The organism is Streptomyces sp. O3, from assembly GCF_054788135.1.
In genome coordinates, this window is the sequence record NZ_JBTVYK010000011.1 from 1 (window position 1) to 21,680 (window position 21,680).

Here is a 21,680-nt window from a genome sequence, read left to right on the forward strand (position 1 = left end):
GCGCCGGGCCGCGGCCGCCCGCGGCGGCCCGCCGCTCCAGCGCGCGGGCCAGGCGGTACGCCGCCTCTCGGTGCCCGTGTTCCGCCGCGGTGCGCATCCAGCGCTCGGCGCTGACGTCGCCGCGGTGCTCCAGCAGGTCGGCCAGCGCGTACGCGCCCAGCACATGGCCCTGTTCGGCGGACTGGCGCAGCCAGTACTCGGCGGCCGGTTCGTCGCCGCGCTCGCGGTGGTGACGTCCGAGCGCGTGCGCGGCGGCCGCGGAACCGGCCACGGCGGCGACCCGCCACCACCCGGCCGCCTCGTCCGCGTATCCGCGCTGGTGGAGCAGGACCCCGAGGTTGTTCGCGGCGGCACGGTCCCCGTCGGCGGTGGCGGCACGCAGATAGGGTTCGGCGCCGTCGAGATCGCCACGGCGCAGCAGCAGGGCCCCGAGGACGCTCATCGAGGCGGTGTCACCCGCGTCGGCGGCGCTGCGGTGGCGCACCTCATCCTCGGCCTCGCCGGGTTCGTCCCGGTCGGCCGACCGTGTAAGTCGCCCTGTCTCCAACAGAGTCGCCCTGTCCCCCATACCATCCATCGTCGCACCACCTGCAACACGGGTACACCTGGTATACCGCGGCCAGTGAGGTCACTTCAGCGTTTTGTCGACATGCCCACAGAGAGATAAGTCAAACACAGATCTGCCAACTCCCCCCACGCGCAGCACCGGTCGCCCGCACAACCGCATGGTCACCCCGCCGCGCACCACAAGACGAAGGCCCGGACTCTCCGTTGAGAGTCCGGGCCTTCGTCGTCAGTAGCGGGGACAGGATTTGAACCTGCGACCTCTGGGTTATGAGCCCAGCGAGCTACCGAGCTGCTCCACCCCGCGCCGTTGTGTACAAACCGTACCACGGCGCGAGCAGGAGCCCCGACACGTCAGAGCGGGCCTAGTCGCCGCCCGATCCGGCCTCCTTGTCACGGGCCTCGCGGCCCCGCTCCAGGGCCTTCTCCAGCTCGTCCATCGCCTTGGCGTACTCCGCCAAGTCGCCGTCCTTCAGCGCCTTCTGGCCCTTCTCGTACGCCTTCTGGGCGTCGTCGAAGGCCTTCTCGACCGTCGGGTCCTTGGGCTCGTCCGTACCTGGCTGCTCACCGGGCTCGGTCGGCTCATCCGGCTCATCCGGCTTCTCCGGCTCCTTCGGTTCCTCTCCGTTGGCGCCGAAGACCTTGTCCAGCGCCTCCTTGAGACTGTCCTCGAAGGCCGTCTCACCGCCGTACGACACCGCGACCTTCTTCAGCAGCGGGTACTGGGCGTTGCTGCCCTGGACGTAGATCGGCTCGACGTAGAGGAAGTCGTCGTTCATCGGCACGGCGAGCAGGTTGCCGAAGAGCATGTTCGACTTCGACGTCTCGGCGTTCCGGGTGAACTCCTGTACCTCCGGCCGCGAGCTGAGCTTGCTCTGCCACTGGACGGGACCGTCGACGTTGTCGCCCTTGACCCGCAGCAGCCTTATGGTGCCGTAGTCGTCGCTGCTGGCATCCGCGTCCACCGCCATGTAGGAGGCCAGGTGCGGGCGTCCGCTGGGGGTGTAGGTGCTGGTCAGCGAGAACTTCTGGGCGCTGTCGCCGGGCATCCGCAGCGACAGGTAGTACGGCGGGACGGCCGTGTCGCCCTTGCTCGTCGGGTCGTTGGGCACCTGCCACACGTCACTCGCGTTGTAGAACTGCGTGGCGCTGGTGACGTGGTAGGTGCTCAGCAGCTCACGCTGGACCTTGAACATGTCCTGCGGGTAGCGCAGGTGCTCCATGAGTTCCGCCGGGATCTTGTCCTTGCCCTCGACGGTGCCGGGGAACGCCTTCTTCCAGGTCTTCAGGACCGGGTCGTCCGTGTCCCACGTGTAGAGCTTGACCGTGCCGTCGTAGGCGTCGACGGTGGCCTTCACCGAGTTGCGGATGTAGTTGACCCGGTTCTCCTGGGCGAGGACGGCCCGCTGGCTGTCGTCGTCGGTCAGCGAGTCCGCGGTGGTGTCACCCAGGGTGGTGCGCGACGAGTACGGGTAGTTGTTGCTGGTGGTGTACGCGTCGACGATCCACTGGATCTTGTCGCCGATCACCGCGGGGTAGGCGTCGCCGTCGATGGTCAGCCACGGGGCGACGGCCTCCACTCGCTCCTTGGGCGTGCGGTTGTAGAGGATCTCCGAACCCTCGCCGATCGCTCCCGAGTACAGGATCTGCGGCTCGCTGAAGACCGCCGCGTACGCCGCGCGGTTGATCGGGTTCGAGAGGTCGATCCCGCCCTTGCCGTCGTAGCTGTAGGTCTTCTGGCCACCGGCCTGCTCGTAGTCGAGCTCCTTCTGCGGACCGCCGACGATCGAGTACTGGGTGGTCTTCTCGCCGAAGTAGATCCGCTGCTGGTAGTCCTTCGGGAAGTCACCGGTGGTCGGCAGACCCGACGAGGTGAAGTCCGGGGTTCCCTCGGAGTGCTCCTCGATCTCCGTGCCCTTGGCCGCGACCGCGCCGTAGCCGTGGGTGTAGATGAAGTGCTGGTTGATCCAGTTGCGCTTGTCGACTCGGGCGAGGTCCAGCTCACGCAGACCGATGACGGTGTCCTGACCGTTGTACCGGTCCACGTCCAGCGTCGTCGGGAACTGGTAGTACTTACGCTCCTGCTGGAGCTGCTGGAAGGTCGGCGAGACGACGTTCGGGTCGTTCAGCCGGTAGCTGGCCGTCGCGTCGGCGGTCTTGCGCAGGCCCTCGGGGCCCTGCTCGCCTTCCTTGCCCTCCCCGTCCGCGTAGTCCTCCGGCTTCACATCGGCGATGCCGTAGGCCTCACGGGTCGCGTCGATGTTCTTCTTGATGTACGGCGTCTCCTTGGCCTGCTCGTTCGGCTTGACCTGGAACTGCTGCACGATCGCCGGGTACAGGCCGCCGATCAGCAGCGCGGAGAGCACCATCAGGCCGAAGCCGATCAGCGGCAGCTGCCAGGTGCGCCGCCACAGGGTGGCGAAGAACAGCACCGCGCAGATGACCGCGATGAAGAACAGGATCGTCTTGGCGGGCAGATAGGCGTTGGCGTCGACATACCGCAGGCCGACCCAGTTGTCGGCGCTCTTGATGTCTCCCGACTTGACGACCAGGCCATAGCGGTCGAACCAGTACGCGACGGCCTTGAGCGCCACGAAGATGCCGAGCAGCACCGAGAGGTGACCAGTGGCGGCGGCCGTGGCCCGCGAACCCGGCGTGGTGATGCGCAGCCCGCCGTACAGGTAGTGGGTCAGCGCGGCGGCGATCAGCCCGAGCACCGTGGCGGCGAACCCGAAACCGAGCAGGAAGCGGTACCAGGGCAGATCGAACATGAAGAACGAGATGTCCATCTTGAACTGCGGGTCCGTCTTCCCGAAGGACGTGCCGTTCACCCACAGCATCCAGGTCCGCCACTGGCCCGTCGCGGAGGCGCCGGCGATCAGCCCGACCAGGGCGGTGATCGACAGCAGGATCCACTTCTTGTACGGCGCGATGCTCATGCGGTACCGGTCGAGGCTCTGCTGCTCCATCGACATGGCGCTCAGCGGCGGCCGCAGCCGGTGGGCGAGCCAGATGTTGACGCCCACGGCCGCCGACATCAGCAGCCCGAAGACGGCAAACAGCCCGATCTTGGTCCACAGAGTCCTGGTGAAGACAGACGAGTATTCGACGGACCTATACCACAGCCAGTCCGTCCAGAAGCCCGCGAACATGACGAAGAGCATGGCCAGGACGGCCAGCACGCCCAACGTCAGGAGCAGGTTCCGGACCCGACGGGAGGGTCGGCCCACTTTGATCCGTGGCCCGGATGGGCCTCCGCCGCGGTCCGGCATCTGGAAAGCCAAGGTGCGCACCTCTAAGTTCGCTGTGGAGTCGCTGTCGGTAGATCAGGCTCAGCGATCGTAGAGCCCACTGATGCAACTTACCGAAGCTTTACTCAGTTCCCGATTCGGGGGGCGAACGAGGCAGGATGTTGGTTATGCCCAACCATTCCCCCTCCGGCCCCCCGATGGCCGCGAGCCCACTCACCCGCGCCGTGCTCGAGATCGACGACTACATCGCCGGACTCGGCTGGGATCAGCCCGCACGACTGTTCGCTCTGGTGGACAGCGCTCAGCTGCGCGCCCAGGAGCCGGGGCTCGCCGAGCGCCTCGGCCTGACCGGCGACGAGTCCGCCGCCGACCTCACCCCCATCGAGCAGGAGGAGCTCCCGGCCGGCAGCCCGCTGGACGAGTTCCTCGGCACCATCGCCTGGCCGGACGCGGTGACCGGCTGCGCCCTCACCGTGGAGCGGATGATGCTGCCGCCGTCCGCGGAGGCCTCGGTGCCGGACGGCCTGAACGAGGCGCAGCTCGCCAAGTGGGTCGCGAAGCACCCGGACCGCCAGGAGGTCCGGATGACGGTCGCGGTGCTGCGGGACGGCGCGCGTGAGTCGGCGTTGCGGCTGCGCGAGAAGGACTCGCCGACCGAGGTGCTCACCGGGGCCGATCTGGTTCCGGGCCTCGCCGACGCGCTGGCCGCGACGTTCGTCGCCTGAGCCGGGCGCTCCGCGTGCCGGACGTCACGCGGCGCGCCTGGCCGGTCAGCTCTTGGTGCAGCGCGGCAGGTCGGCGACCCGGCCCGCGGCGATGTCCTCGACGGACTCACGCGCGTCGTCGATGGTCTTGACCTTCACCAGGGTCAGACCGTCGGGGACGTTCTTCAGGGCGCTGGCGCAGTTGTCCTCGGGGGTGAGGAAGTACTCGGCGCCGCTCCTGCGCGCGCCCACGGTCTTCATCCCGATCCCGCCGATCGGGCCGACCTCGCCCTCCTCGTCGATCGTGCCCGTCCCGGCGACGAACTTCCCGCCGGTGAGGTCGTCGGGGGTCAGCTTGTCGACGATGCCGAGCGCGAACATCAGCCCCGCGCTGGGGCCGCCCACGTCGGGCAGCGTGATGTCGATCGTGAACGGGTAGGTGTAGTCCCGGCCCGCCGTGATCCCGACGATCGCGTGGTCGTCCTCCCCGGCCTTCGCGGTGGTGACGGTGACCTGCTGGGTCACGGTCGGCTTCCGGTCCTCCTTCTCGGCGGCCGCGGCCTCCTTGGCGGGGACGATGGTGAGGACGACGTCCTCGCCCGGCTGGTGCTCGGTGACGAACTTCGCCACGTCCGACAGCTCGTTCACCGCCGCGCCGTCCACCCTCTCGATGACGTCGCCCGCGTGCAGCTTCCCCTCGGACGGACCGCCCTTGACGACCGTGGCGACGACGACCTGGGAGCCCACCGGGATGTCCAGCTCCCGCAGGGCCGCGACCTTGGCGGACTCCTGGGACTGGGTGAACTCCTCGGCGTTCTCCTGGGTCGACTCCTCCTCCGTCTTGCCGTCGGGATAGAGCGTGTCGTGCGGTACGACGAGGTTGTCGTCCGCCAGCCAGCCGTACACCGCCTTGAAGAGCGTCATGGGGTAATCCGCGCTGGTGACCCGGACCGTGGTCATGTTGAGGTTGCCGCTCGTCTCGTAGGACTCCCGTCCGGTGATCTTGATCACCGGCTCGCCGCTCTTCGCGCCCAGCGTGTTCTCCGTCGGCCCCGGCGTCATCTCCGAGTACGGCACGTTGAACAGCAGTCCCGTGATGAGCAGAGCGATCAGCATCAGGGTCGAGGCGAGCATCGTCGCGGTGCGGCGTGGCATGGAACGACAGTACGGGACGGGCCTGTGCGCGCACCCCTGGGGCCGGTCCGTTGGTGGTCGGCCCCGACGCCCGGCATCAGCGCCCGGTACCAGCGCCCGGTGTCGGCCCTCCGGGTCCGGGTCCGGCTCCGGTGTGCGGCGCGGCTCAGCCCGCGTCCGTGCCGGATCCGGACGTCTCGCGCACGGCGCGGTTCTCCATCGCGGCCCTGAACCGCGCGTAGCCGTCAAGCCCGGAGCCGTCTCCCGTACGGCGGTGGCTGGCGGCCCAGCTGCCCCACAGCCCGGCGCCGACCGCGGCCACCAGGGGAATCAGCAACCACAGAAGTACTGCCACGCCGTCCTCCTGGCCCCTGAGCGAACGCAACTGATAAACAGATGAACTCTCCGCACCGTCAACGCTCACCGGAGCCTCCCGGTTACGCAACCGGAAGCCCCCAGGGGGCACATCAGGCAGGGGCGTCAGACAGGGGGCGTCAGCAGGCGCCCACCCACTCCTCGGTGCCGTCCGAGAACGTCTGGTGCTTCCAGATCGGCACCTCGTGCTTCAGGTCGTCGATCAGCTGACGGCAGGCGGCGAAGGCCTCCGCGCGGTGCGGGCAGGACACCGCGACGACCACCGCGAGGTCCCCGACCACCAGGTCGCCGACGCGATGCACCGCGGCCAGGGCGCGCACCGGGTGCTCGGCGACGACCTTCTCGGCCACCCGCCGCAGCTCCGCCTCGGCCGTGGGATGGCATGAGTAGCCGAGCGCGTCGACGTCGGCGCCGCCGTCGTGGTTGCGGACCGTGCCCACGAACAGCGCCGTGCCGCCCGCGGCGTCGTCACCGGCCGCCTTGAAGACCTCGTCGAGCGAGAGCGGGGTGTCGCGGATGGCGAGCAGCCGGATCGGGTCCTGTGCCGCCTGCTCGCCGGGGTGGTCATACCGTGCTGCTGCCATGCCGACCATGGTGCCGCACGGGACTGACATCGCGGAATAGCGTTTTCGACCGGCCCGCATGCCCGTCGTATGGAGCCTCCTACAGAAACGCGCCGTCCAAGCCGCGCGCGTGGCCTGCGATCACATGCCACGCCACTTGCGGACCTTGCGGACCAGGGCGGCCGTGCCCAGCAGCGCGACCGTCGCGCCCGCCGCGCCCGCGGCCGTGGCGTCCTTGCGGCCCAGCCGCCGCCCCGCGACGGTGTGCCGCCCGGAGACCTCGTCGAGCAGCTCGGCGAGCACCTCCTCGTTGGTCCACTGCGGCCGCCAGCCCGCGTCGTGCAGTCCGGTGACGCTGACCACCCAGGGGTGCATCGTGTACGCGAGGTCACCCGCCGGCGAGGGGGTGAGGCCGATCCGGTGCAGCCGGGCGGCCGCGCCCAGGGCGACCGCCGAGGGGAGCTCCATCCGCCGGATGCCGCTGAGCTCCTCCACCTCCTCCTGCTCCAGCCATCCGTCGCAGCCGACGGCCAGCTCGCCCTCGACCTTCTCCAGTACGGCGTACTCCAGCGCGCTGCACAGGTCGTCGACATGGCAGAACTGCCACACAGGGCGTGAATCGGCCACCACCAGCAGGCGCGGCGACTCGAAGTAGCGGGTCAGCGCGGTGTCGGTGCCGCCCACCAGGACGGTGGGGCGCAGCACGGTGACATTGAGCCCAGGGTGCGCGCGGGGCGCGCGGCGAGCCAGCCGTTCGACCTCCAGGAGGTCGCCGACGCCGGTGGCCTCCGCGGTCGCCCGCAGCTCGGCGTCCTCGGCGAGCGGCAGCTCGTTGTCCGGCAGCGCCCCGTAGACCATCGCCGACGTGCACAGCACCACCCGGTGCACCCCGGCCGCCGCCGCGGCCGTGAGGACGGTCTGCGTCCCGCGGACGTTGTAGGCCGTGCGGGCCGCGGGGTCGGTGTCCAGGTCGAGATCGAGCGCGAGGTGGACGACGACGTCCACGCCCCGCAGCTTCTCGGCGATGGCCGGGTCGCGGACGTCGAGGATGTGCCACTGCGCCGCCGCGCACTCGCCCCTGCGCTCGTCGATGGCCAGGACCTGCTTGATCGCGTCGGACGCGGACAGGCGCTCGGTCAGCAGCGCGCCGACACCGGACGCGGCGCCCGTGACGGCCACCACGGGGCCGCGCGCGGACGCGGGGGCGCCGGAGCGTCCTGGCTCGGCCGACGGCTGGTGACCGGATGTCGGGTGGGTGACGGTTGAATGGTTTCGCGCTGCGCGAACCTGCGGATCTGGGGAACTCACCGGGCGTCTCCAGCGGTTGTCTTCAGTACGTACGCGAAAGACGCGTATGGACCAGGTGGCGTCCATCCTGCCGCAGCCCGCGCGGCAGCGGAGCACCGAGCCCCGAAGCCGCTCGGGTGTCTACGCTGGATGGCAAAAGTCGGGCAGCCGCCGTCGGCCAGTGGCCGACGGCCCTACGAGCCGAGGATTCCCGTGAGTGACACCCCATTCGGATTCGGCCTTCCGCCGGAGGAGCCGGAAGACGGCGACGAGGGCAAGAAGAAGGGCACCCCCGGTGGGGGACAGGGCGGCGACGCCCAGGGACCCGCGGGCCCGTTCGGCTTCGGCCTCGGTGGCGCCGGCGGCGCGGGGGGCGACAACCCGTTCGCCGCGATGTTCGGTTCCATGGACCCGAGCGACCTGGGCGCCGCCTTCCAGCAGCTGGGCCAGATGCTGTCGTACGAGGGCGGCCCGGTGAACTGGGACATGGCCAAGCAGATCGCCCGGCAGACCGTCTCGCAGGGCACCTCTGACGGCGGCAAGGACGCCAGTGTCGGCCCCGCCGAGCGGTCCGGCGTCGAGGAGGCGGTGCGGCTGGCCGACCTGTGGCTGGACGGCGCGACCTCGCTGCCCTCCGGGGCGGGCGCGGCGGTGGCGTGGTCTCGGGCCGAGTGGGTCGAGGCGACGCTGCCGGTGTGGCAGGAGCTGGTCGACCCGGTGGCCGAGCGGGTCGGGGCCGCGATGGGCGACGTACTGCCCGAGGAGATGCAGGCCATGGCCGGTCCGCTGCTCGGGATGATGCGCTCGATGGGCGGCGCGATGTTCGGCCAGCAGATCGGGCAGGCCGTGGGCGTGCTCGCGGGCGAGGTGGTCGGCTCGACCGACATCGGGCTGCCGCTGGGCCCGGCGGGCAAGGCCGCGCTGCTCCCGGTGAACATCGCGGCGTTCGGCAAGGACCTGGGGGTGCCCCTGGACGAGGTCCGGCTGTATCTGGCCTTGCGCGAGGCGGCCCACCAGCGGCTGTTCTCCCATGTGCCGTGGCTGCGCTCGCACCTGTTCGGCGCGGTGGAGGGGTACGCGCGCGGCATCAAGGTCGACACCTCGAAGCTGGAGGACGTGGTCGGTCAGTTCGACCCGCAGAACCCGGAGGAGCTGCAGAACGCGCTCCAGCAGGGCATGTTCCAGCCTGAGGACACCCCGGAGCAGAAGGCCGCCCTGGCCCGCCTGGAGACGGCGCTCGCGCTGGTCGAGGGCTGGGTGGACGCGGTGGTGCACGAGGCCGCCAAGGACCGGCTGACCTCGGCGTCGGCGCTGCGTGAGACGCTGCGCAGGCGGCGTGCCACGGGCGGCCCCGCGGAGCAGACGTTCGCGACGCTGATCGGGCTTGAGCTGCGGCCGCGTCGGCTGCGGGACGCCTCGCGGCTGTGGGCCTCGCTCACGGACGCGCGCGGTGTGGACGGCCGGGACCACCTGTGGGAGCACCCGGACATGCTGCCGACCGCCCAGGACCTGGACGACCCGGACGGCTTCGTCCACCACGAGCAGCTGGACTTCTCCGAGCTGGACAAGATGCTCGGCGAGGCGGCGGGCGGCGGCCCGGCGGGCAAGCCGGACCTCAGGAAGGACGACGAGGACGGCGGCGAGCGCAAGAGCGGGGACGGCGAGTGAGCCTCCACGACGACGCCGTACTCGTACTGAAGGGCTACGAGACGCGGCACGGAGAGCAGGCAGAGCTGCGCCAGCTCTATCTGGACCACCTGGCCGCACACCCGGACGGCATGTGGAAGGCCTGCACGGCCGGGCATGTGACGGCGAGCGCGCTGGTCATCGACCCCGCACGCGGGCGCGTGCTGCTGACTCTGCACAAGAAGCTGCGGATGTGGCTGCAGATGGGCGGGCACTGCGAGCCGCAGGACGCCACGCTCGCCGATGCCGCGCTGCGCGAGGCCACCGAGGAGTCGGGGGTCCCTGGGCTGACTCTGCTGCCCGGTGGCCCGGTGACGCTGGACCGGCATCCGATCCCGGCGCCCTGCCACTGGCATCTCGATGTGCAGTACGCCGCGCTGGCTCCGGCCGGTGCGGTCGAGCGGATCAGCGAGGAGTCACTGGACCTGCGCTGGTTCGCCTATGACGAAGTGGCCGAGGTGAGCGACGGTTCGGTGGGGCGGCTGCTGGCGGCCGCCCGCGACCGCCTGACGGTCTGACGGTCTGACGTACGAGTAAGGGGCGGTCGCCTGGCGATCGCCCCTTACCGTTTCCCGTTGTCCGGACCCGTACGGGTCAGCTCCAGGCGTTGCCCTGGTTCTGGCCCCGCGCGCCCTGCTGCCCCATGCCGAACTGCGCGGCCAGGCCCTGGCCGATCACGGCGTTCTGCGGCGGCAGCAGCTCACTGGGCTGGACGAGGGCGAAGCCCTCTCCCATGAAGCTGAGCTCCCAGCCCTCCCCGGTGGCGCCCCGGCGGCGCCACACCCCGGACGAGCTCGTCTGGGACTGCATCTGCACCCGCAGCGAGGTCGACCAGGCGACCACCGCGTCCGCGTCGGCGTTGACGTACTTCTCGGGCGTGACCCGCATCATCAGGGGCTGCCCCGAGGTCATCAGGGCCACCTTGCCCTGGCCGGTGATGGCCAGGTTGTACTTGCCCGAGCCGGAGATCCCGTACTGGCTGTCGACGCTGATGACGTCCCAGTGCAGATGGGAGTCCAGGGCCAGCACATACGCGCCGTCGACGGTCAGGCCGTCCTGGCCGACGTCGACGATGTGGATGCTCTGGGCGAGGTTGGCGAGGTAGACGGTGCCCTGCCCCGAGCAGCGCATCAGGCTCAGGCCCTCACCGGTCACGGCCCGCGCCTGCTGCTGGCCGCGGCTCTGGTACTCGCCGTCGAACTCCAGCATCCCCTGGTAGGCGACCATGCTGCCCTGGCGGGCCAGCACGTCCTCGTGGCCGGACAGGGAGACGCGCAGCAGCCTCTCGTTCTGGAGCGCGTAACGGTCCTGTGTCTGGACCTCTGTGTGTGCGAAAAGCGGACTCTGCATGTGTGCGCTCCCTCAGCCGCGTGCCCGGAGGCGGTCGGCGCTGTCCTCACTGGGCTGTACGACGACGAATCCCTGGCCGGAGAAACCCAGCTGGTAGGCCTCGCCGCTGCCGCGGCCGATCATCGAGGAGGCCTTGAAGCTGCGCTTGCCCTTGACCTTGAGGTTCGTGGACCAGGCGACGAGGGCGTCCGGGTCCACATAGGTCTCGTCATCGCCGCGTCCGCAGTCGACCACGATCGGGGTGCCGCGGGAGGTCAGGGCGACCCAGCCGTTGCCCGTGATCGAGACGTTGAACAGGCCCTGCCCGCTGAACTTGGCCATGCCCTTGACCCGCTCGACCTGCCACTGGAGCTGGGCGTCGAAGGCCAGCACATTGGTGCCGTTGACGGAGAGGCTGTCACCCGCGAGGTTGAGGACAACGACATCCGCGCCGTAGTCCGCGAGGTAGAGCAGCCCGTCGCCGTGGCAGCGCATCAGCGGGGCGCCTTCGCCGGTGAGCCACTGGGAGGCCATCTGCCGGACGGCGGGCGGGTTGGGCTCGTACTGGACGAAGCCCTCGTAGGCGACCATCGAGCCGGTGCGCGCGAAGAGGTCGTAGCCGCTCTGCATGGCGACCTTGAGCATGTTGCTGCCGTGGTTCTCCATGCGCTGGGCTGGCGGTGTCGGGGCGAAGCCCGCGATGGGCTGCTGCGTCATGACGGGCTCCTCAGACCTCGTAGGGCTGGACGACGATGAAGTTGCCGGGCGCGCCGCGGAACTGCAGGTTCACGCTCTCCCCGCTGTGTCCGGGGTAGGCCTGACGGCGCAGCCGCACCTGGCTGGAGACGATCACCTGGGACGCGGCCGACCAGGCGACCACGGCGTCCGCGTCCGCGAAGGTCGTCGGGGTGACCGGGAGCACGACCGGGGTGCCCTTGGTCTTCACGACGACGGTCCCCGTGCCCTGGAACTGCATGGTGTAGAGCGCGCCGCCGGGAATGCCGTGGCCCTCGATGCGGCGCACCTCGTGCTGGAGGGACTCGTCGAAGGCGAGGACGTTCTCCGCGGAGACGCAGATCGCGTCGCCCTGGAGCTCGATCGGGTGCAGATACGCGGCGTCCTCGGCGAAGAACACCTGACCGCCGCCGGTGCAGCGCATCAGCTGCATTTCCTGGCCGGTGGCGTTGCCGGTGATGCGGCCGGCGAATCCGGCGCCCTTATAGCTGAAGTCGACCTTGCCCTGGTAGAGGACCATGCTGCCCTGCCGGGCGAGCACGGGCCGCGGGTCGACGCCGAGGTCGGCGCGGGCCAGCTGGCCGTTCTGCAGGGCCCAGCGCTGGCCGGTGGGAGCCTCGCGGTACTTCTCCAGGCTGACGCCGAGTCCGGTGCCGCCGCCCTGGGGTACGCCCTGCGGCATGCCCTGAGGAGCGCCTGGAGGCTGCCCGTACGGGGTCGGGCCGGGGGCCGCGGGCTGGCCGGGGACCTGGCCGAACTGCGGCTGCTGGGGCGGCTGCGGGGGCTGCTGCCCGTACGGCGCGGGTGCGGGCGGCGGGGGCGGCGGAGGTGTGCCCTGCGGAGCCAGGGGTGCGGCCATGGTCGGCGCGGCGTGCATGTTCGGCGCGGCGGGGGCCGGGGGCTGCGGCGCCGGGGGCTGGGCGGGCACGGGGCCGGCCTGGGCGGGGGGTGCGCCGAAGGACGGGGCGGGGGCCGGAGGCGGTGTCGGGTCCGGCTGGGCCGGTGCGCCGAAGGACGGGGCGGGCGCGGCAGGCTGCGCGGGCGGGGCGAAACCGGGGGCCGCGCCCTGCGGCTGCTGCGGCGCTGGCTCCTCCTCGGCGACCTCGCCGCCGAAGTTCCTCAGCAGGGCGTCGAGTCCGCCGTCGAAGCCCTGGCCGACCGCGGCGAACCGCCAGACGTCCTTCAGATAGAAGTCGCCCAGCATCACCGCGCGCTCGGTGGTGAACTCCGAGCCGTCGAAGGCGTACCGGGCCACCTCGTCGCCGCCTGCGACGATCCGGATGTAGCCGGGGGCGATCTGCGACATCTGGCCCGCGCCGTCGATCGTCGCGGTGAAGGACAGCTTCTGGATCTGCGGCGGAATCCGGTCGAGCGTCACCCGGAAGGACTCGGTGTCACCCGCCTGCGCGCCGAGCAGCTGCAGGGATTCCTCGGGGGATTTCGGCTGATTGAAGAAGATGAAGTAGCGGTCGTCGGACAGCTGCTCGGAGGCGTCGAGGCCGAAGCAGCTGATGTCGAAGGTCAGCCCCGGACTCGAGATCTGCACACCGACGTAGAGGTCCGTGCCCGCGGTGAGATCGCTGATCTTGGCCTTGTGGCCGCGTTGGAATTGCCTGCTCATGCGTACCTGCCATCCCCCATCCTGACTGTCCTGGCTGTGAACCCGGTCCGGTCCGTCAGGCTATCGGCAAGCGGCGACATCGAACCAAGCCGGGACCCACTCGGTACAGAACCGTCGCTCACTCGTCGCGGCAGGGCCGTCGCTCACTCGTCGCGCGCGGCGGGCAGGTACGGGAGCCGGTCGGCCGCGACCACGCCTTCGAGGTATCCGCGGGCCCGTTCGGTCCGCGGATACGCCTCGAGGAGCTGCCAGAACCCGGCGCCGTGTCCGGGCACCAGCAGATGCGCCAGCTCGTGCAGGAGTACGTAGTCGACGACGTACTCGGGCATGCCCTGCAGCCGGTGCGAGAGCCGGATGCTGCCCTCGGCCGGTGTGCACGAGCCCCAGCGGGTGTTCTGGTTGGTGACCCAGCGGACCGATGTGGGTCTGGCCCGGCTGTCGAAGTACTGCTCGGACAGCTGCTCCGCGCGCTCGGCCAGGTCGGTGTCGCCGAGCAGCCGCTTGCTCTCCTGGGCCGCCAGCTTGTCCAGCATGACGCCCACCCAGCGCTGCTCCTCCGCCTCGGACATCCGGGCGGGGATCAGCACGATGGTCCGGTCGCCCTCGCGATACGCGGAGACCGTTCGCCGTCGGCGTGCGCTTCTGCGGACCTCGACCGCGCTCACCGCCGAGCCGCGTGGCGGCTGGCTTGTCGCGCTGCGCTGCGGGCTTCTTCCGGTGTGCAGTGGATCGGCGGGCACGCCCTGACGTTACCCGCTGGCGGCGGGGGAAGTCCTCCCTCCGCGGCGGTTCGCGGCCGATCCGCCCACACCACCCACCGCTTGTACGACTATCGCCCCGCGCCTGTGGATAACTCTGCGCGGCCGTTCGGCCGGGCGGGCAAGCTGACGGTGGATCGCAGGAAACCACCGCCGACGGGGAGAACCACCATGCACACAGTCAGGCATCCGATGCTGAAGCCCGCTCTGCGGCGCGCTTGGCGGGATCCGCGGACCGCCCAGTTCGGGGTCGCGCCCGCGCACGCGATGACGCTGGGCCCGCTGGGCGCCGTCACCGCGCGACTGCTGACGCTGCTCGACGGCACCCGCGGGCTGCCGCTGCTGCGCGCGGAGGCCCGCTGCGCGGGGCTGCCCGACGAGCAGTTGGACCGGCTGGTGGCGCGGCTGGCCGCGGCGGGTCTGCTGGATGACGCGACCGGCGGCGGCGCGGCGGCACAGGAGTTACGGTCCAGGGCTGGACCCGCCCTGGACCGCCTGCGCCCGGATCTGGCGGCGCTGTCCCTCACGGCCCGTGAACCGGACGGGGCCCTGGGCCGTCTGGCGGCCAGGCGCACCACGCGGGTGCAGGTCAGGGGTCTGGGCCGGGTCGGGGCGAGCGTGGCCGCGGTGCTCGCCGGGGCCGGTGTGGGCGGGGTCGACGTACGGGACGGCGGCTGCGTCGAGCCATGGGATGTGGCGCCTGGCGGCCTGCCCGCCGAGTCCGTCGGGGGGCGCAGGGAGGAGGCCGCGCGACGGTTGGTGCGCCGATGCGCACCCGGCCGGTTGCCCCGATCGATACCGCCTCGGCGGTCGGCCGCGGCCGCGGAGCGGCGTGGGGAGCCTGGGTTCTCGCTGGTCGTGCTGGCCCCGCGGGAGGGTCTGGACGGGTACGCGCCCGATCCGGCCGCCGCCGAGCAGCTGATGGCGACCGGGACACCGCACCTGTACGCGGGGGTGATCGAGGGCACGGGCGTGGTGGGGCCGCTGGTCCTGCCGGGCGAGTCGGCCTGCGCGGGCTGTCTCGAACGCACGCGCGCGGAGCGTGATCCGCTGTGGCCGCGGCTCGTGGCACAGTGGCGCTCGGGGCAGGAGCGTCCGGTGCCGGCCGGTGAGCTCTCGCTGTCGACGGCGGTGGCGGGGCTGGCCGCGGGGCACGCGCTGGCCTTTGTGGACGGGGCGTCGCCGACGAGTGCGGGGGCGCGGTGCGAGGTGTCGCTGCCTGCCCTGGCCTGGTCGTCCCACCGGGTGGCGCCGCACGCGGGTTGTCCCTGTGGAGCGGCTCGGGGCGCTAGGCGGGAGGGCTCCAGTGAGGTTCGGGAGCGGCACGAGACAATGGCCCGGTAACCGCCCGACAGGGCGCGGCTGTCTGGGTTTTGGAGGGGCGTATGTCTGATCTACCCCGGAAAGCGGTCACTCGTACCGCCAAGCTGGCCGCGCTGCCGCTCGGCATCGCGGGCCGGGCGACCTGGGGGCTCGGCAAGCGGATAGGCGGCAAGCCCGCCGAGATCGTGGGGCGCGAGCTGCAACAGCGCACGGCGGAGCAGCTGTTCAAGGTGCTCGGCGAGCTCAAGGGCGGTGCCATGAAGCTCGGGCAGGCGCTGTCCGTCTTCGAGTCCGCGCTGCCCGAGGAGGTCGCCGGGCCCTACCGGGCCGCGCTGACGAAGCTCCAGGAGGCGGCGCCGCCGATGCCCGCGAGCACGGTGCACGCCGTACTCGCCGAGCAGGTCGGCGCCGACTGGCGGGAGTGGTTCCTGGAGTTCGAGGACAAGCCGTCGGCGGCGGCGTCGATCGGCCAGGTGCACCGGGCCGTCTGGCACGACGGGCGAGAGGTCGCGGTCAAGGTGCAGTATCCGGGCGCCGGGGAGGCACTGATCTCGGACCTCAACCAGCTCGCCCGGTTCTCGAAGGTGCTGGCACCACTGATTCCAGGGATGGATATCAAGCCCCTCATCGCCGAGCTGCGTGACCGGGTGTCGGAGGAGCTCGACTACTCCCTGGAGGCCCAGGCGCAGCGGGACCACGCCGAGGAGTTCGCCGCCGACCCCGATGTGCGGGTGCCCGATGTGGTGCACCAGGCCGACCAGGTGCTGGTGACGGAGTGGCTCGACGGGGTACCGCTGTCCGAGGTGATCGCCGACGGCACCGCCGAGCAGCGGGACCGTGCGGGGCAGTTGCTGGCCCGGTTCCTGTTCTCCGGCCCCGCGCGCACCGGGCTGCTGCACGCCGATCCGCACCCCGGCAACTTCCGGTTGCTGCCGGTGCGCGAGGAGGACGGCACGGAGGGCTGGCAGCTCGGGGTGCTGGACTTCGGCACGGTGGACCGGCTGCCCGGAGGGCTGCCGGGACCGATAGGCGAATCGCTGCGGATGGCGATCAGCGGCGAGGCCGACGCGGTGTACGACCTGCTGTGCGCGGAGGGGTTCGTCAAGGAGTCGATCACGCTCGACCCGAACGAGGTCCTGGACTACCTGGTGCCGATCATCGAGCCGGTGCACGCCGAGGAGTTCGTGTTCACGCGGGACTGGCTGCGCGCGCAGGCGACGCGGATCGGCGACCCCCGCTCCCCCGCCCATCAGCTGGGCAAGCAGCTGAACCTGCCGCCGTCGTATCTGCTGATTCACCGGGTGACGCTCAGCACCATCGGTGTGCTCTGCCAACTCGGCGCGACGGTACGGCTGCGGGACGAGCTCGAGACCTGGGTGCCCGGATTCCTGGCCGAAGACATCGAGGGACCCGCCGCCGCCGAAGCCTGACGGTGCGCGCGGCGGTGCGCGCCGTCGGCGTCACCACCGGGGCGGTGGTCACCAGCAGCATGGCGGTCACCACCAGTTGGAGTCGAGCCTGCCCTCGATCGCTCTGAGGTTGGCGCGGGCGCACGTCTCGCAGAAGTAGCGGCGCGCGCCGTTCTCGACGGAGCAGGTCCAGGTGAGCGGCGGGCCTTCGGCCACGGCGCCGCAGCGGGAACACTCGATGCTCCCGGCGCCCGGCTGCCGCGCGGGGTCGGGGTGAGGAGTGGACTGGTTCACTGGGCGACGATATCGCTGCGGTGACCGTTCGGGGAGCGCAACGCACCGCGGGGACCGCTGCGTTCGGCAGCGGCCCCCGCGGGATGGTCAGCCAGGGCGTGCGGCGGCCCCGTGGTGGGGGCGGTCGGCCTGGGCGGTCAGTTCATGACCGCCATGGCCAGGGCACGGCGGGCACGCAGCGAGGCGCGCTCGGCGCGGCGCTGCATCCGCCGGGCGGTCACCAGGCGCAGCGCACGGCGCTCCGTCTCGGCGGCGCGCAGTTGGTCGTGCATATGCGCACGGGCCAGGGCTTCTGGTTGGAGTTGCATTTCACGGGTCCTGTTCTGACGCGAGGCGTTCGCGCCGGAGTAAGTGGAGTCTGAGGTCGCGGAGCCGACGGGCTCGGAGCTGACGGGCTTCATCGGGGCCTGCTTCATGGGGTCGTGCGTGAGGGGGCGATCGATGGTTCCGGAGGTGTTCATGCGACGACCGGGTTCTTGCGCGGGCGGCCACGCGGCCGCTTGCGGGCCACGACCACGCCCTGGACGAAGAGTTCGCCGCCCCAGACGCCCCACGGCTCGCGCCGCTCCTTGGCGCCGGCCAGGCAGGCCTCCATCAGCGGGCAGGTACGGCAGAGGGACTTGGCGTACTCGACGTCCGCCGGCGACTCGGCGAAGAAGACCTCCGGGTCGTAGCCGCGGCAGGGCACGGCCTCGCCGAGGTTCTCGATGGCGTCGTCGAGGGCGGTGAGCGGAGTGAGCGGGCTGAGCGAGGTCAAGGAGTTCTCCAGGCCGGGGGGCGGGTTCGTCTCTGAAGGGGGTACGGACGGTGCGTGCGTCTCGGTCGGCACGGTGGCGGCTTCCTCGTCTGGTCGTTCCGGCCGGTTGGCCGGGTGGCGGCTGGTACCAGGTACTGCTGGTCCGATGGCCCCTTCGCTCCGCTCTCCCCGTTCGGGGAAAACAGAAGGGCCGCGGATCCCGGGTGGGGTTCCGCGGCCCTGAAGGCGCCGGCCTGATCCTGGATCAGGCTGGATCACTCCAGGGTTCGAGCCCGCGGTAGGCCCACATGTACTGCTTCGTCGTCTGCTTCCGGGAGCCGGCACCGGCTGCCGCAAAGGCGCAGGCATGCGCCTGTGCCGTTGCTACTGCTGCCGCCGATGCCTTGGTCGGTCGCTCATTGCCTTCGTTGCCCTCGCTGACCGGCAGGACGGTGAGAAGGGAGAGAGGCTCCGGGCGCGGTTCCGGACGCACGGCGCTGACGCCGGACAGACCGGTGGCCTGGATCGAGATTCCGAGCGGGCAGGTGGCGACGACCGAGCGATCGGCAACGGTCATTTTGGTGGTGCTGGCGTTGATGGTGATCACTGGACTCGCCTCCTCTCGGCGTCTCTGGGGCCGTGGTGAAACGGCCCGAAGGTCTTCAAGTACAGCACGGAACCAGGGCTTCGGAGAAGCCGCTGTTTCCGTGGTTAAGAACCTATGGGGAGTGTCGGGGCGCGCGCAAACTATTTTTTCGACGAGTTCGTCTCAGTTGTCGCCGACGGCCGGCGCGGGCTCCTCAGCCAGCTCCTGACCTGCACAGATGGCCAGCACATCGGCTCCGAAGCGGTTGAGTTTGCGCACCCCGACTCCGGGGATTCGGGCGAGCTCGGCGTCGGCTTCCGGCACGGACTCGGCGATCGCCATCAGGGTCTTGTCCGTGAAGACGCAGTACGCGGGTTGCCCGAGCTCCCGAGCGCGGTCCGCGCGCCAGTCGCGCAGCCGCGCGTAGACGCCTTCGTCCATGTCGGACGGGCAGTCCTCGCAGCGCATCAGCTTCATCTCGCCCGCGTCGGTCAGGGTCCGCCCGCACACCCGGCAGGACACCGGGCCGCGCGGCCCGCGCCTGGCACGCCCCGCGCCGCCGCGCTCCACGGATCCGGAGCCACCCGCGGCACGGGGGGCGATGGCGGCGGAGCCGGGCCGCAGACCGGTCAGGAAGCGGCTGGGGCGGCGCGAGGCGCGGCCGCCGGGCGAGCGGGACAGCGCCCACGACAGCGACAGGTGCAGCCTGGCCCGAGTGATCCCGACGTAGAGCAGGCGGCGCTCCTCCTCGACCTGCTCGTCGGTCTTGGCGTAGGCGATCGGCATCATGCCCTCGGCGAGGCCGACCAGAAAGACGGCGTCCCACTCCAGGCCCTTGGCCGCGTGCAGCGAGGCGAGGGTGACGCCCTGGACCGTGGGGGCGTGCTGGGCGGCGGCGCGCTCGTCGAGCTCGGCCACCAGGTCCGCGAGGGTCGCATCGGGCTTGGCCCGCGCGAAGTCCTCGGCCAGGCGCACCAGCGCGGCCAGGGACTCCCAGCGGTCCCGGACCGCGCCGGAGCCGGTCGGCGGCTCGGTCGTCCAGCCCTTGGTCGACAGCACGGCGCGGACCTGGGACGGCACGTCCACGGTGTCGTCCAGGAGCGCGTCATTGCCGCCGAAGCGGGCCGCGCCGCGCAGTGCGGCGCCCGCCTCGCGCACCTCGGTGCGCTCGAAGAACCGCTCCGCTCCGCGCAGCTGATAGGCCACGCCGACGTCCGCCAGGGCCTGTTCGTAGAGCTCGGACTGGCCGTTCGTACGGAACAGCACCGCGATCTCGCCGGCGGGGACTCCGGAGGCGATCAGGTCCCGGATGCGGCGGGCGGCGCCTTCGGCCTCGGCGGGCTCGTCGCCGTACTCCGTGTAGCGGGGCTCGGGGCCCGGATCGCGCTGCGAGAGCAGTTCCAGACGGTGTTCGGCGGCGCGGCCGCGTGCCTGGCTGAGCAGGCCGTTGGCCAGTTGGACGACCTGGGGTGTGGAGCGGTAGTCACGGACCAGCTTCACGACCGTGGCCTGGGGGTGGCGGGTGCGGAAGTTCAGCAGGTGGTCGGGGGTCGCCCCGGTGAAGGAGTAGATCGTCTGGCTGGCGTCGCCGACCACGCAGAGGCTGTCCCGGTCGCCGAGCCACAGGTCGAGCAGCCGCTGCTGGAGCGGGCTGACGTCCTGGTACTCGTCCACCACGAAGTGCTGGTACTGGGAGCGGATCTGCTCGGCGATGTCGTACCGGTCCTCGAGTACGCCGACGGTGAGCAGCAGCACATCCTCGAAGTCGATCACCGAGCGGTCCTGCTTGAGCTGCTCGTACATCGCGTAGACCTGCGAGATCTCGGCCGGGTCGCGGGGCATCTCGCGGCCCGCCTTCGCCGCGCCGACCGGGTAGTCGGCGGGCACGGTCTGGGTGACCTTGGACCACTCGATCTCGCCGGTCACATCGCGCAGCTCGGTGCGGTCCAGGCGGATCCGGCAGCGGGCCGCGGCCTCGGCGACCAGCTGGACCTTCCGCTCGACCAGCCGGGGCAGCTGCCCGCCGACCGCCTTGGGCCAGAAGTACTGGAGCTGGCGCAGGGCCGCGGAGTGGAAGGTGCGCGCCTGGACGCCCTGCGCGCCGAGCTGGCGCAGTCGGCCGCGCATCTCGCCCGCGGCGCGGTTGGTGAAGGTGACGGCCAGCACGCTCGTGGGCTGGAGTATCCCGGCGCGCACGCCGTACGCGATCCGGTGGGTGATCGCGCGGGTCTTGCCGGTGCCCGCCCCCGCGAGTACGCACACCGGCCCGTGCAGGGCGGTGGCGACCTCGCGCTGCTCCGGGTCGAGCCCGGCCAGCACGGCGTCGGGGGAATCCGGCACCTGTGGGAAGAGAGTGGAGTGCGTTGCTGCTGTCACCCTGCCATGCTGCCAGGTCGCCGGAGACCCCTGAGCCGGTTGTCCACAGGGGGACAGTATTGGTCGTACTAAATTGGTCGTACTCATACGGCGGGAATGGCGACCCCGTTCCCCGTGTTCCAGTCTGGTGCGCGCCGGTACCGGAGCGCACACCCCGTCCGCCAGCGCACACCCAAGGAGCACCCGACATGCCGGGCACTGTGACGATGTACAGCACCACCTGGTGCGGCTACTGCCGTCGGCTGAAGAGCCAGATGGACCGTGAGGGCATCGCGTACACAGAGATCAACATCGAGCAGGACCCGGACTCCGCGGCCTTCGTGGAGAAGGCGAACGGCGGCAACCAGACGGTGCCGACCGTGCTGTTCGCGGACGGTTCGACGTTGACGAACCCGTCGCTGGCGCAGGTCAAGCAGAAGGTCGGCGTCTGACCCGGCGCGCGGTGCGTGTCTCGCGAGCCCCCGTCACGGTGCGGGGGCTCGCGTGTGTTCAGGCGCTGGTGAAGCCGGTGGTGCCGTCCGGGAGGATCGCCTCGACCTGGGCGCCGTGTTCCACGGTGCGGCTGACGGTGCAGTGCTTCTCGTGGGTCAGGCGTACGCCGCGGGCGAAGACCTCGGCCGCCCGGCCGCCGTTGGCGTCCGCGGGGATGTCCAGCTCGTAGCTGATGCGGACCTTGCCGATGCGGCCGTCGTCGCCGTCGCCGTTGTCGGGGGTCGGGACGGTCTCGACCACGATGCGCAGGTCGTCGTGGTCGACGGCGCGCGCGGTGCGGTCGAGCACCAGACCGCCACAGCCGCCCAGCGCCGCGAGCAGCAGTTCGACGGGCGTGAACGACGGCTGGGCTCCGGTGTCGTCGGCGGCGGCCATCTTGACCTCGGCGCCGCGGTCGTTGCGGGCCGTCCAGTTCCGGTACCCGGTGCGGACGGTCTCGATGCGGTAGTCGGCCACG

Annotated in this window: 22 protein-coding genes and 1 tRNA gene; 6 read left to right on the forward strand and 17 right to left on the reverse strand. The window is 71.0% G+C overall.

The window, feature by feature from the left end:
• From ACX6XY_RS07905 to ACX6XY_RS07915, 3 genes are all read right to left on the reverse strand, one after another.
• On the reverse strand, positions 1–577 hold a 577-nt coding region (locus ACX6XY_RS07905; protein WP_460327837.1), incomplete at its 3' end, for a tetratricopeptide repeat protein.
• A gap of 220 nt (positions 578–797) precedes the next feature.
• Positions 798–871 (reverse strand) — tRNA-Met (locus tag ACX6XY_RS07910).
• Positions 872–929: 58 nt separating this feature from the next.
• Positions 930–3,836: a UPF0182 family membrane protein gene (locus tag ACX6XY_RS07915; protein WP_460327943.1), complete on the reverse strand. Its 2,907-nt coding sequence runs from the start codon at positions 3,834–3,836 to the stop codon at positions 930–932.
• A gap of 146 nt (positions 3,837–3,982) precedes the next feature.
• Here ACX6XY_RS07915 and ACX6XY_RS07920 point away from each other — a divergent pair, with 146 nt between their 5' ends.
• Positions 3,983–4,540 (forward strand): PPA1309 family protein, encoded by a 558-nt coding sequence (locus tag ACX6XY_RS07920; RefSeq protein ID WP_460327838.1) that lies wholly within the window; start codon positions 3,983–3,985, stop codon positions 4,538–4,540.
• Between the two features lie 45 nt (positions 4,541–4,585).
• Here ACX6XY_RS07920 and ACX6XY_RS07925 read toward each other — a convergent pair whose 3' ends face one another.
• The 4 genes from ACX6XY_RS07925 to ACX6XY_RS07940 all read right to left on the reverse strand — a co-directional run bounded on the left by ACX6XY_RS07925 (position 4,586) and on the right by ACX6XY_RS07940 (position 7,899).
• Positions 4,586–5,674 (reverse strand): YlbL family protein, encoded by a 1,089-nt coding sequence (locus tag ACX6XY_RS07925; RefSeq protein ID WP_460327839.1) that lies wholly within the window; start codon positions 5,672–5,674, stop codon positions 4,586–4,588.
• A 145-nt stretch (positions 5,675–5,819) separates the two neighbouring features.
• Positions 5,820–6,008, reverse strand: a complete 189-nt coding sequence (locus ACX6XY_RS07930) for a hypothetical protein (protein ID WP_460327840.1) — start codon at positions 6,006–6,008, stop codon at positions 5,820–5,822.
• 139 nt (positions 6,009–6,147) lie between these two features.
• Positions 6,148–6,612: a molybdenum cofactor biosynthesis protein MoaE gene (locus tag ACX6XY_RS07935; protein WP_411056277.1), complete on the reverse strand. Its 465-nt coding sequence runs from the start codon at positions 6,610–6,612 to the stop codon at positions 6,148–6,150.
• Between the two features lie 120 nt (positions 6,613–6,732).
• Positions 6,733–7,899 (reverse strand): SDR family oxidoreductase, encoded by a 1,167-nt coding sequence (locus tag ACX6XY_RS07940; protein ID WP_460327841.1) that lies wholly within the window; start codon positions 7,897–7,899, stop codon positions 6,733–6,735.
• Between the two features lie 192 nt (positions 7,900–8,091).
• Between ACX6XY_RS07940 and ACX6XY_RS07945 the strand changes: the two genes are divergently transcribed.
• The gene (locus ACX6XY_RS07945) at positions 8,092–9,546 is read left to right on the forward strand and encodes a zinc-dependent metalloprotease (RefSeq protein ID WP_460327842.1); all 1,455 of its coding nucleotides are present in this window, start codon (positions 8,092–8,094) and stop codon (positions 9,544–9,546) included.
• Positions 9,543–10,082, forward strand: coding sequence for an NUDIX hydrolase (locus ACX6XY_RS07950; protein WP_460327844.1), 540 nt, complete (start codon positions 9,543–9,545; stop codon positions 10,080–10,082). The genes ACX6XY_RS07945 and ACX6XY_RS07950 overlap by 4 nt, the downstream gene beginning before the upstream one ends.
• Before the next feature lie 76 nt (positions 10,083–10,158).
• On the opposite strand, the gene ACX6XY_RS07955 is transcribed toward ACX6XY_RS07950, so the two are convergent.
• The 4 genes from ACX6XY_RS07955 to ACX6XY_RS07970 form a co-directional block, all read right to left on the reverse strand.
• Positions 10,159–10,914 (reverse strand): AIM24 family protein, encoded by a 756-nt coding sequence (locus ACX6XY_RS07955; RefSeq protein ID WP_460327845.1) that lies wholly within the window; start codon positions 10,912–10,914, stop codon positions 10,159–10,161.
• A 12-nt stretch (positions 10,915–10,926) separates the two neighbouring features.
• The gene (locus ACX6XY_RS07960) at positions 10,927–11,610 is read right to left on the reverse strand and encodes an AIM24 family protein (protein WP_460327846.1); all 684 of its coding nucleotides are present in this window, start codon (positions 11,608–11,610) and stop codon (positions 10,927–10,929) included.
• Positions 11,611–11,620: 10 nt separating this feature from the next.
• Positions 11,621–13,249 (reverse strand): TerD family protein, encoded by a 1,629-nt coding sequence (locus tag ACX6XY_RS07965; protein WP_460327847.1) that lies wholly within the window; start codon positions 13,247–13,249, stop codon positions 11,621–11,623.
• 143 nt (positions 13,250–13,392) lie between these two features.
• On the reverse strand, positions 13,393–13,989 hold the full coding sequence (locus tag ACX6XY_RS07970) for a M48 metallopeptidase family protein (protein WP_460327848.1): 597 nt from the start codon (positions 13,987–13,989) through the stop codon (positions 13,393–13,395).
• Positions 13,990–14,178: 189 nt separating this feature from the next.
• Here ACX6XY_RS07970 and ACX6XY_RS07975 point away from each other — a divergent pair, with 189 nt between their 5' ends.
• Positions 14,179–15,351, forward strand: coding sequence for a TOMM precursor leader peptide-binding protein (locus tag ACX6XY_RS07975; protein WP_460327850.1), 1,173 nt, complete (start codon positions 14,179–14,181; stop codon positions 15,349–15,351).
• A gap of 41 nt (positions 15,352–15,392) precedes the next feature.
• Entirely contained in the window at positions 15,393–16,760 is a 1,368-nt protein-coding gene (locus tag ACX6XY_RS07980) for an ABC1 kinase family protein (RefSeq protein WP_460327851.1), read from the forward strand.
• A gap of 66 nt (positions 16,761–16,826) precedes the next feature.
• Here the strand turns inward: ACX6XY_RS07980 and ACX6XY_RS07985 are convergent, their stop codons facing one another.
• From ACX6XY_RS07985 to ACX6XY_RS08005, 5 genes are all read right to left on the reverse strand, one after another.
• Complete coding sequence (locus ACX6XY_RS07985) at positions 16,827–17,033, reverse strand: hypothetical protein (RefSeq protein ID WP_460327852.1); 207 nt, start codon at positions 17,031–17,033, stop codon at positions 16,827–16,829.
• A 137-nt stretch (positions 17,034–17,170) separates the two neighbouring features.
• Positions 17,171–17,494, reverse strand: a complete 324-nt coding sequence (locus ACX6XY_RS07990) for a hypothetical protein (RefSeq protein ID WP_460327853.1) — start codon at positions 17,492–17,494, stop codon at positions 17,171–17,173.
• Positions 17,491–17,862, reverse strand: a complete 372-nt coding sequence (locus ACX6XY_RS07995; protein ID WP_460327854.1) for a WhiB family transcriptional regulator — start codon at positions 17,860–17,862, stop codon at positions 17,491–17,493. Before ACX6XY_RS07995 ends, ACX6XY_RS07990 begins: the two co-directional genes overlap by 4 nt.
• A gap of 172 nt (positions 17,863–18,034) precedes the next feature.
• Entirely contained in the window at positions 18,035–18,376 is a 342-nt protein-coding gene (locus ACX6XY_RS08000) for a hypothetical protein (RefSeq protein WP_460327855.1), read from the reverse strand.
• A 162-nt stretch (positions 18,377–18,538) separates the two neighbouring features.
• Complete coding sequence (locus ACX6XY_RS08005) at positions 18,539–20,818, reverse strand: ATP-dependent DNA helicase UvrD2 (RefSeq protein ID WP_460327856.1); 2,280 nt, start codon at positions 20,816–20,818, stop codon at positions 18,539–18,541.
• A 101-nt stretch (positions 20,819–20,919) separates the two neighbouring features.
• Here ACX6XY_RS08005 and ACX6XY_RS08010 point away from each other — a divergent pair, with 101 nt between their 5' ends.
• A complete protein-coding gene (locus tag ACX6XY_RS08010; RefSeq protein WP_460327857.1) occupies positions 20,920–21,162 on the forward strand; it encodes a mycoredoxin in 243 nt (80 codons plus the stop codon).
• A gap of 58 nt (positions 21,163–21,220) precedes the next feature.
• Here the strand turns inward: ACX6XY_RS08010 and ACX6XY_RS08015 are convergent, their stop codons facing one another.
• The gene (locus tag ACX6XY_RS08015) at positions 21,221–21,679 is read right to left on the reverse strand and encodes an OsmC family protein (protein WP_460327858.1); all 459 of its coding nucleotides are present in this window, start codon (positions 21,677–21,679) and stop codon (positions 21,221–21,223) included.
• Between the last annotated feature and the right edge of the window lies 1 nt (position 21,680).

What these genes read in the sequence shown, in the direction of transcription:
- ACX6XY_RS08005 (WP_460327856.1), bottom strand. Translation starts at nt 20,818, where the DNA reads ATGAGTACGACCAATTTAGTACGACCAATACTGTCCCCCTGTGGACAA.
- ACX6XY_RS07925 (WP_460327839.1), bottom strand. Translation starts at nt 5,674, where the DNA reads ATGCCACGCCGCACCGCGACGATGCTCGCCTCGACCCTGATGCTGATC.
- ACX6XY_RS08010 (WP_460327857.1), top strand. Translation starts at nt 20,920, where the DNA reads ATGCCGGGCACTGTGACGATGTACAGCACCACCTGGTGCGGCTACTGC.
- ACX6XY_RS07955 (WP_460327845.1), bottom strand. Translation starts at nt 10,914, where the DNA reads ATGCAGAGTCCGCTTTTCGCACACACAGAGGTCCAGACACAGGACCGT.
- ACX6XY_RS07915 (WP_460327943.1), bottom strand. Translation starts at nt 3,836, where the DNA reads ATGCCGGACCGCGGCGGAGGCCCATCCGGGCCACGGATCAAAGTGGGC.
- ACX6XY_RS07965 (WP_460327847.1), bottom strand. Translation starts at nt 13,249, where the DNA reads ATGAGCAGGCAATTCCAACGCGGCCACAAGGCCAAGATCAGCGATCTC.
- ACX6XY_RS07990 (WP_460327853.1), bottom strand. Translation starts at nt 17,494, where the DNA reads ATGAACACCTCCGGAACCATCGATCGCCCCCTCACGCACGACCCCATG.
- ACX6XY_RS07935 (WP_411056277.1), bottom strand. Translation starts at nt 6,612, where the DNA reads ATGGCAGCAGCACGGTATGACCACCCCGGCGAGCAGGCGGCACAGGAC.
- ACX6XY_RS07920 (WP_460327838.1), top strand. Translation starts at nt 3,983, where the DNA reads ATGCCCAACCATTCCCCCTCCGGCCCCCCGATGGCCGCGAGCCCACTC.
- ACX6XY_RS07980 (WP_460327851.1), top strand. Translation starts at nt 15,393, where the DNA reads ATGTCTGATCTACCCCGGAAAGCGGTCACTCGTACCGCCAAGCTGGCC.
- ACX6XY_RS07975 (WP_460327850.1), top strand. Translation starts at nt 14,179, where the DNA reads ATGCACACAGTCAGGCATCCGATGCTGAAGCCCGCTCTGCGGCGCGCT.
- ACX6XY_RS07960 (WP_460327846.1), bottom strand. Translation starts at nt 11,610, where the DNA reads ATGACGCAGCAGCCCATCGCGGGCTTCGCCCCGACACCGCCAGCCCAG.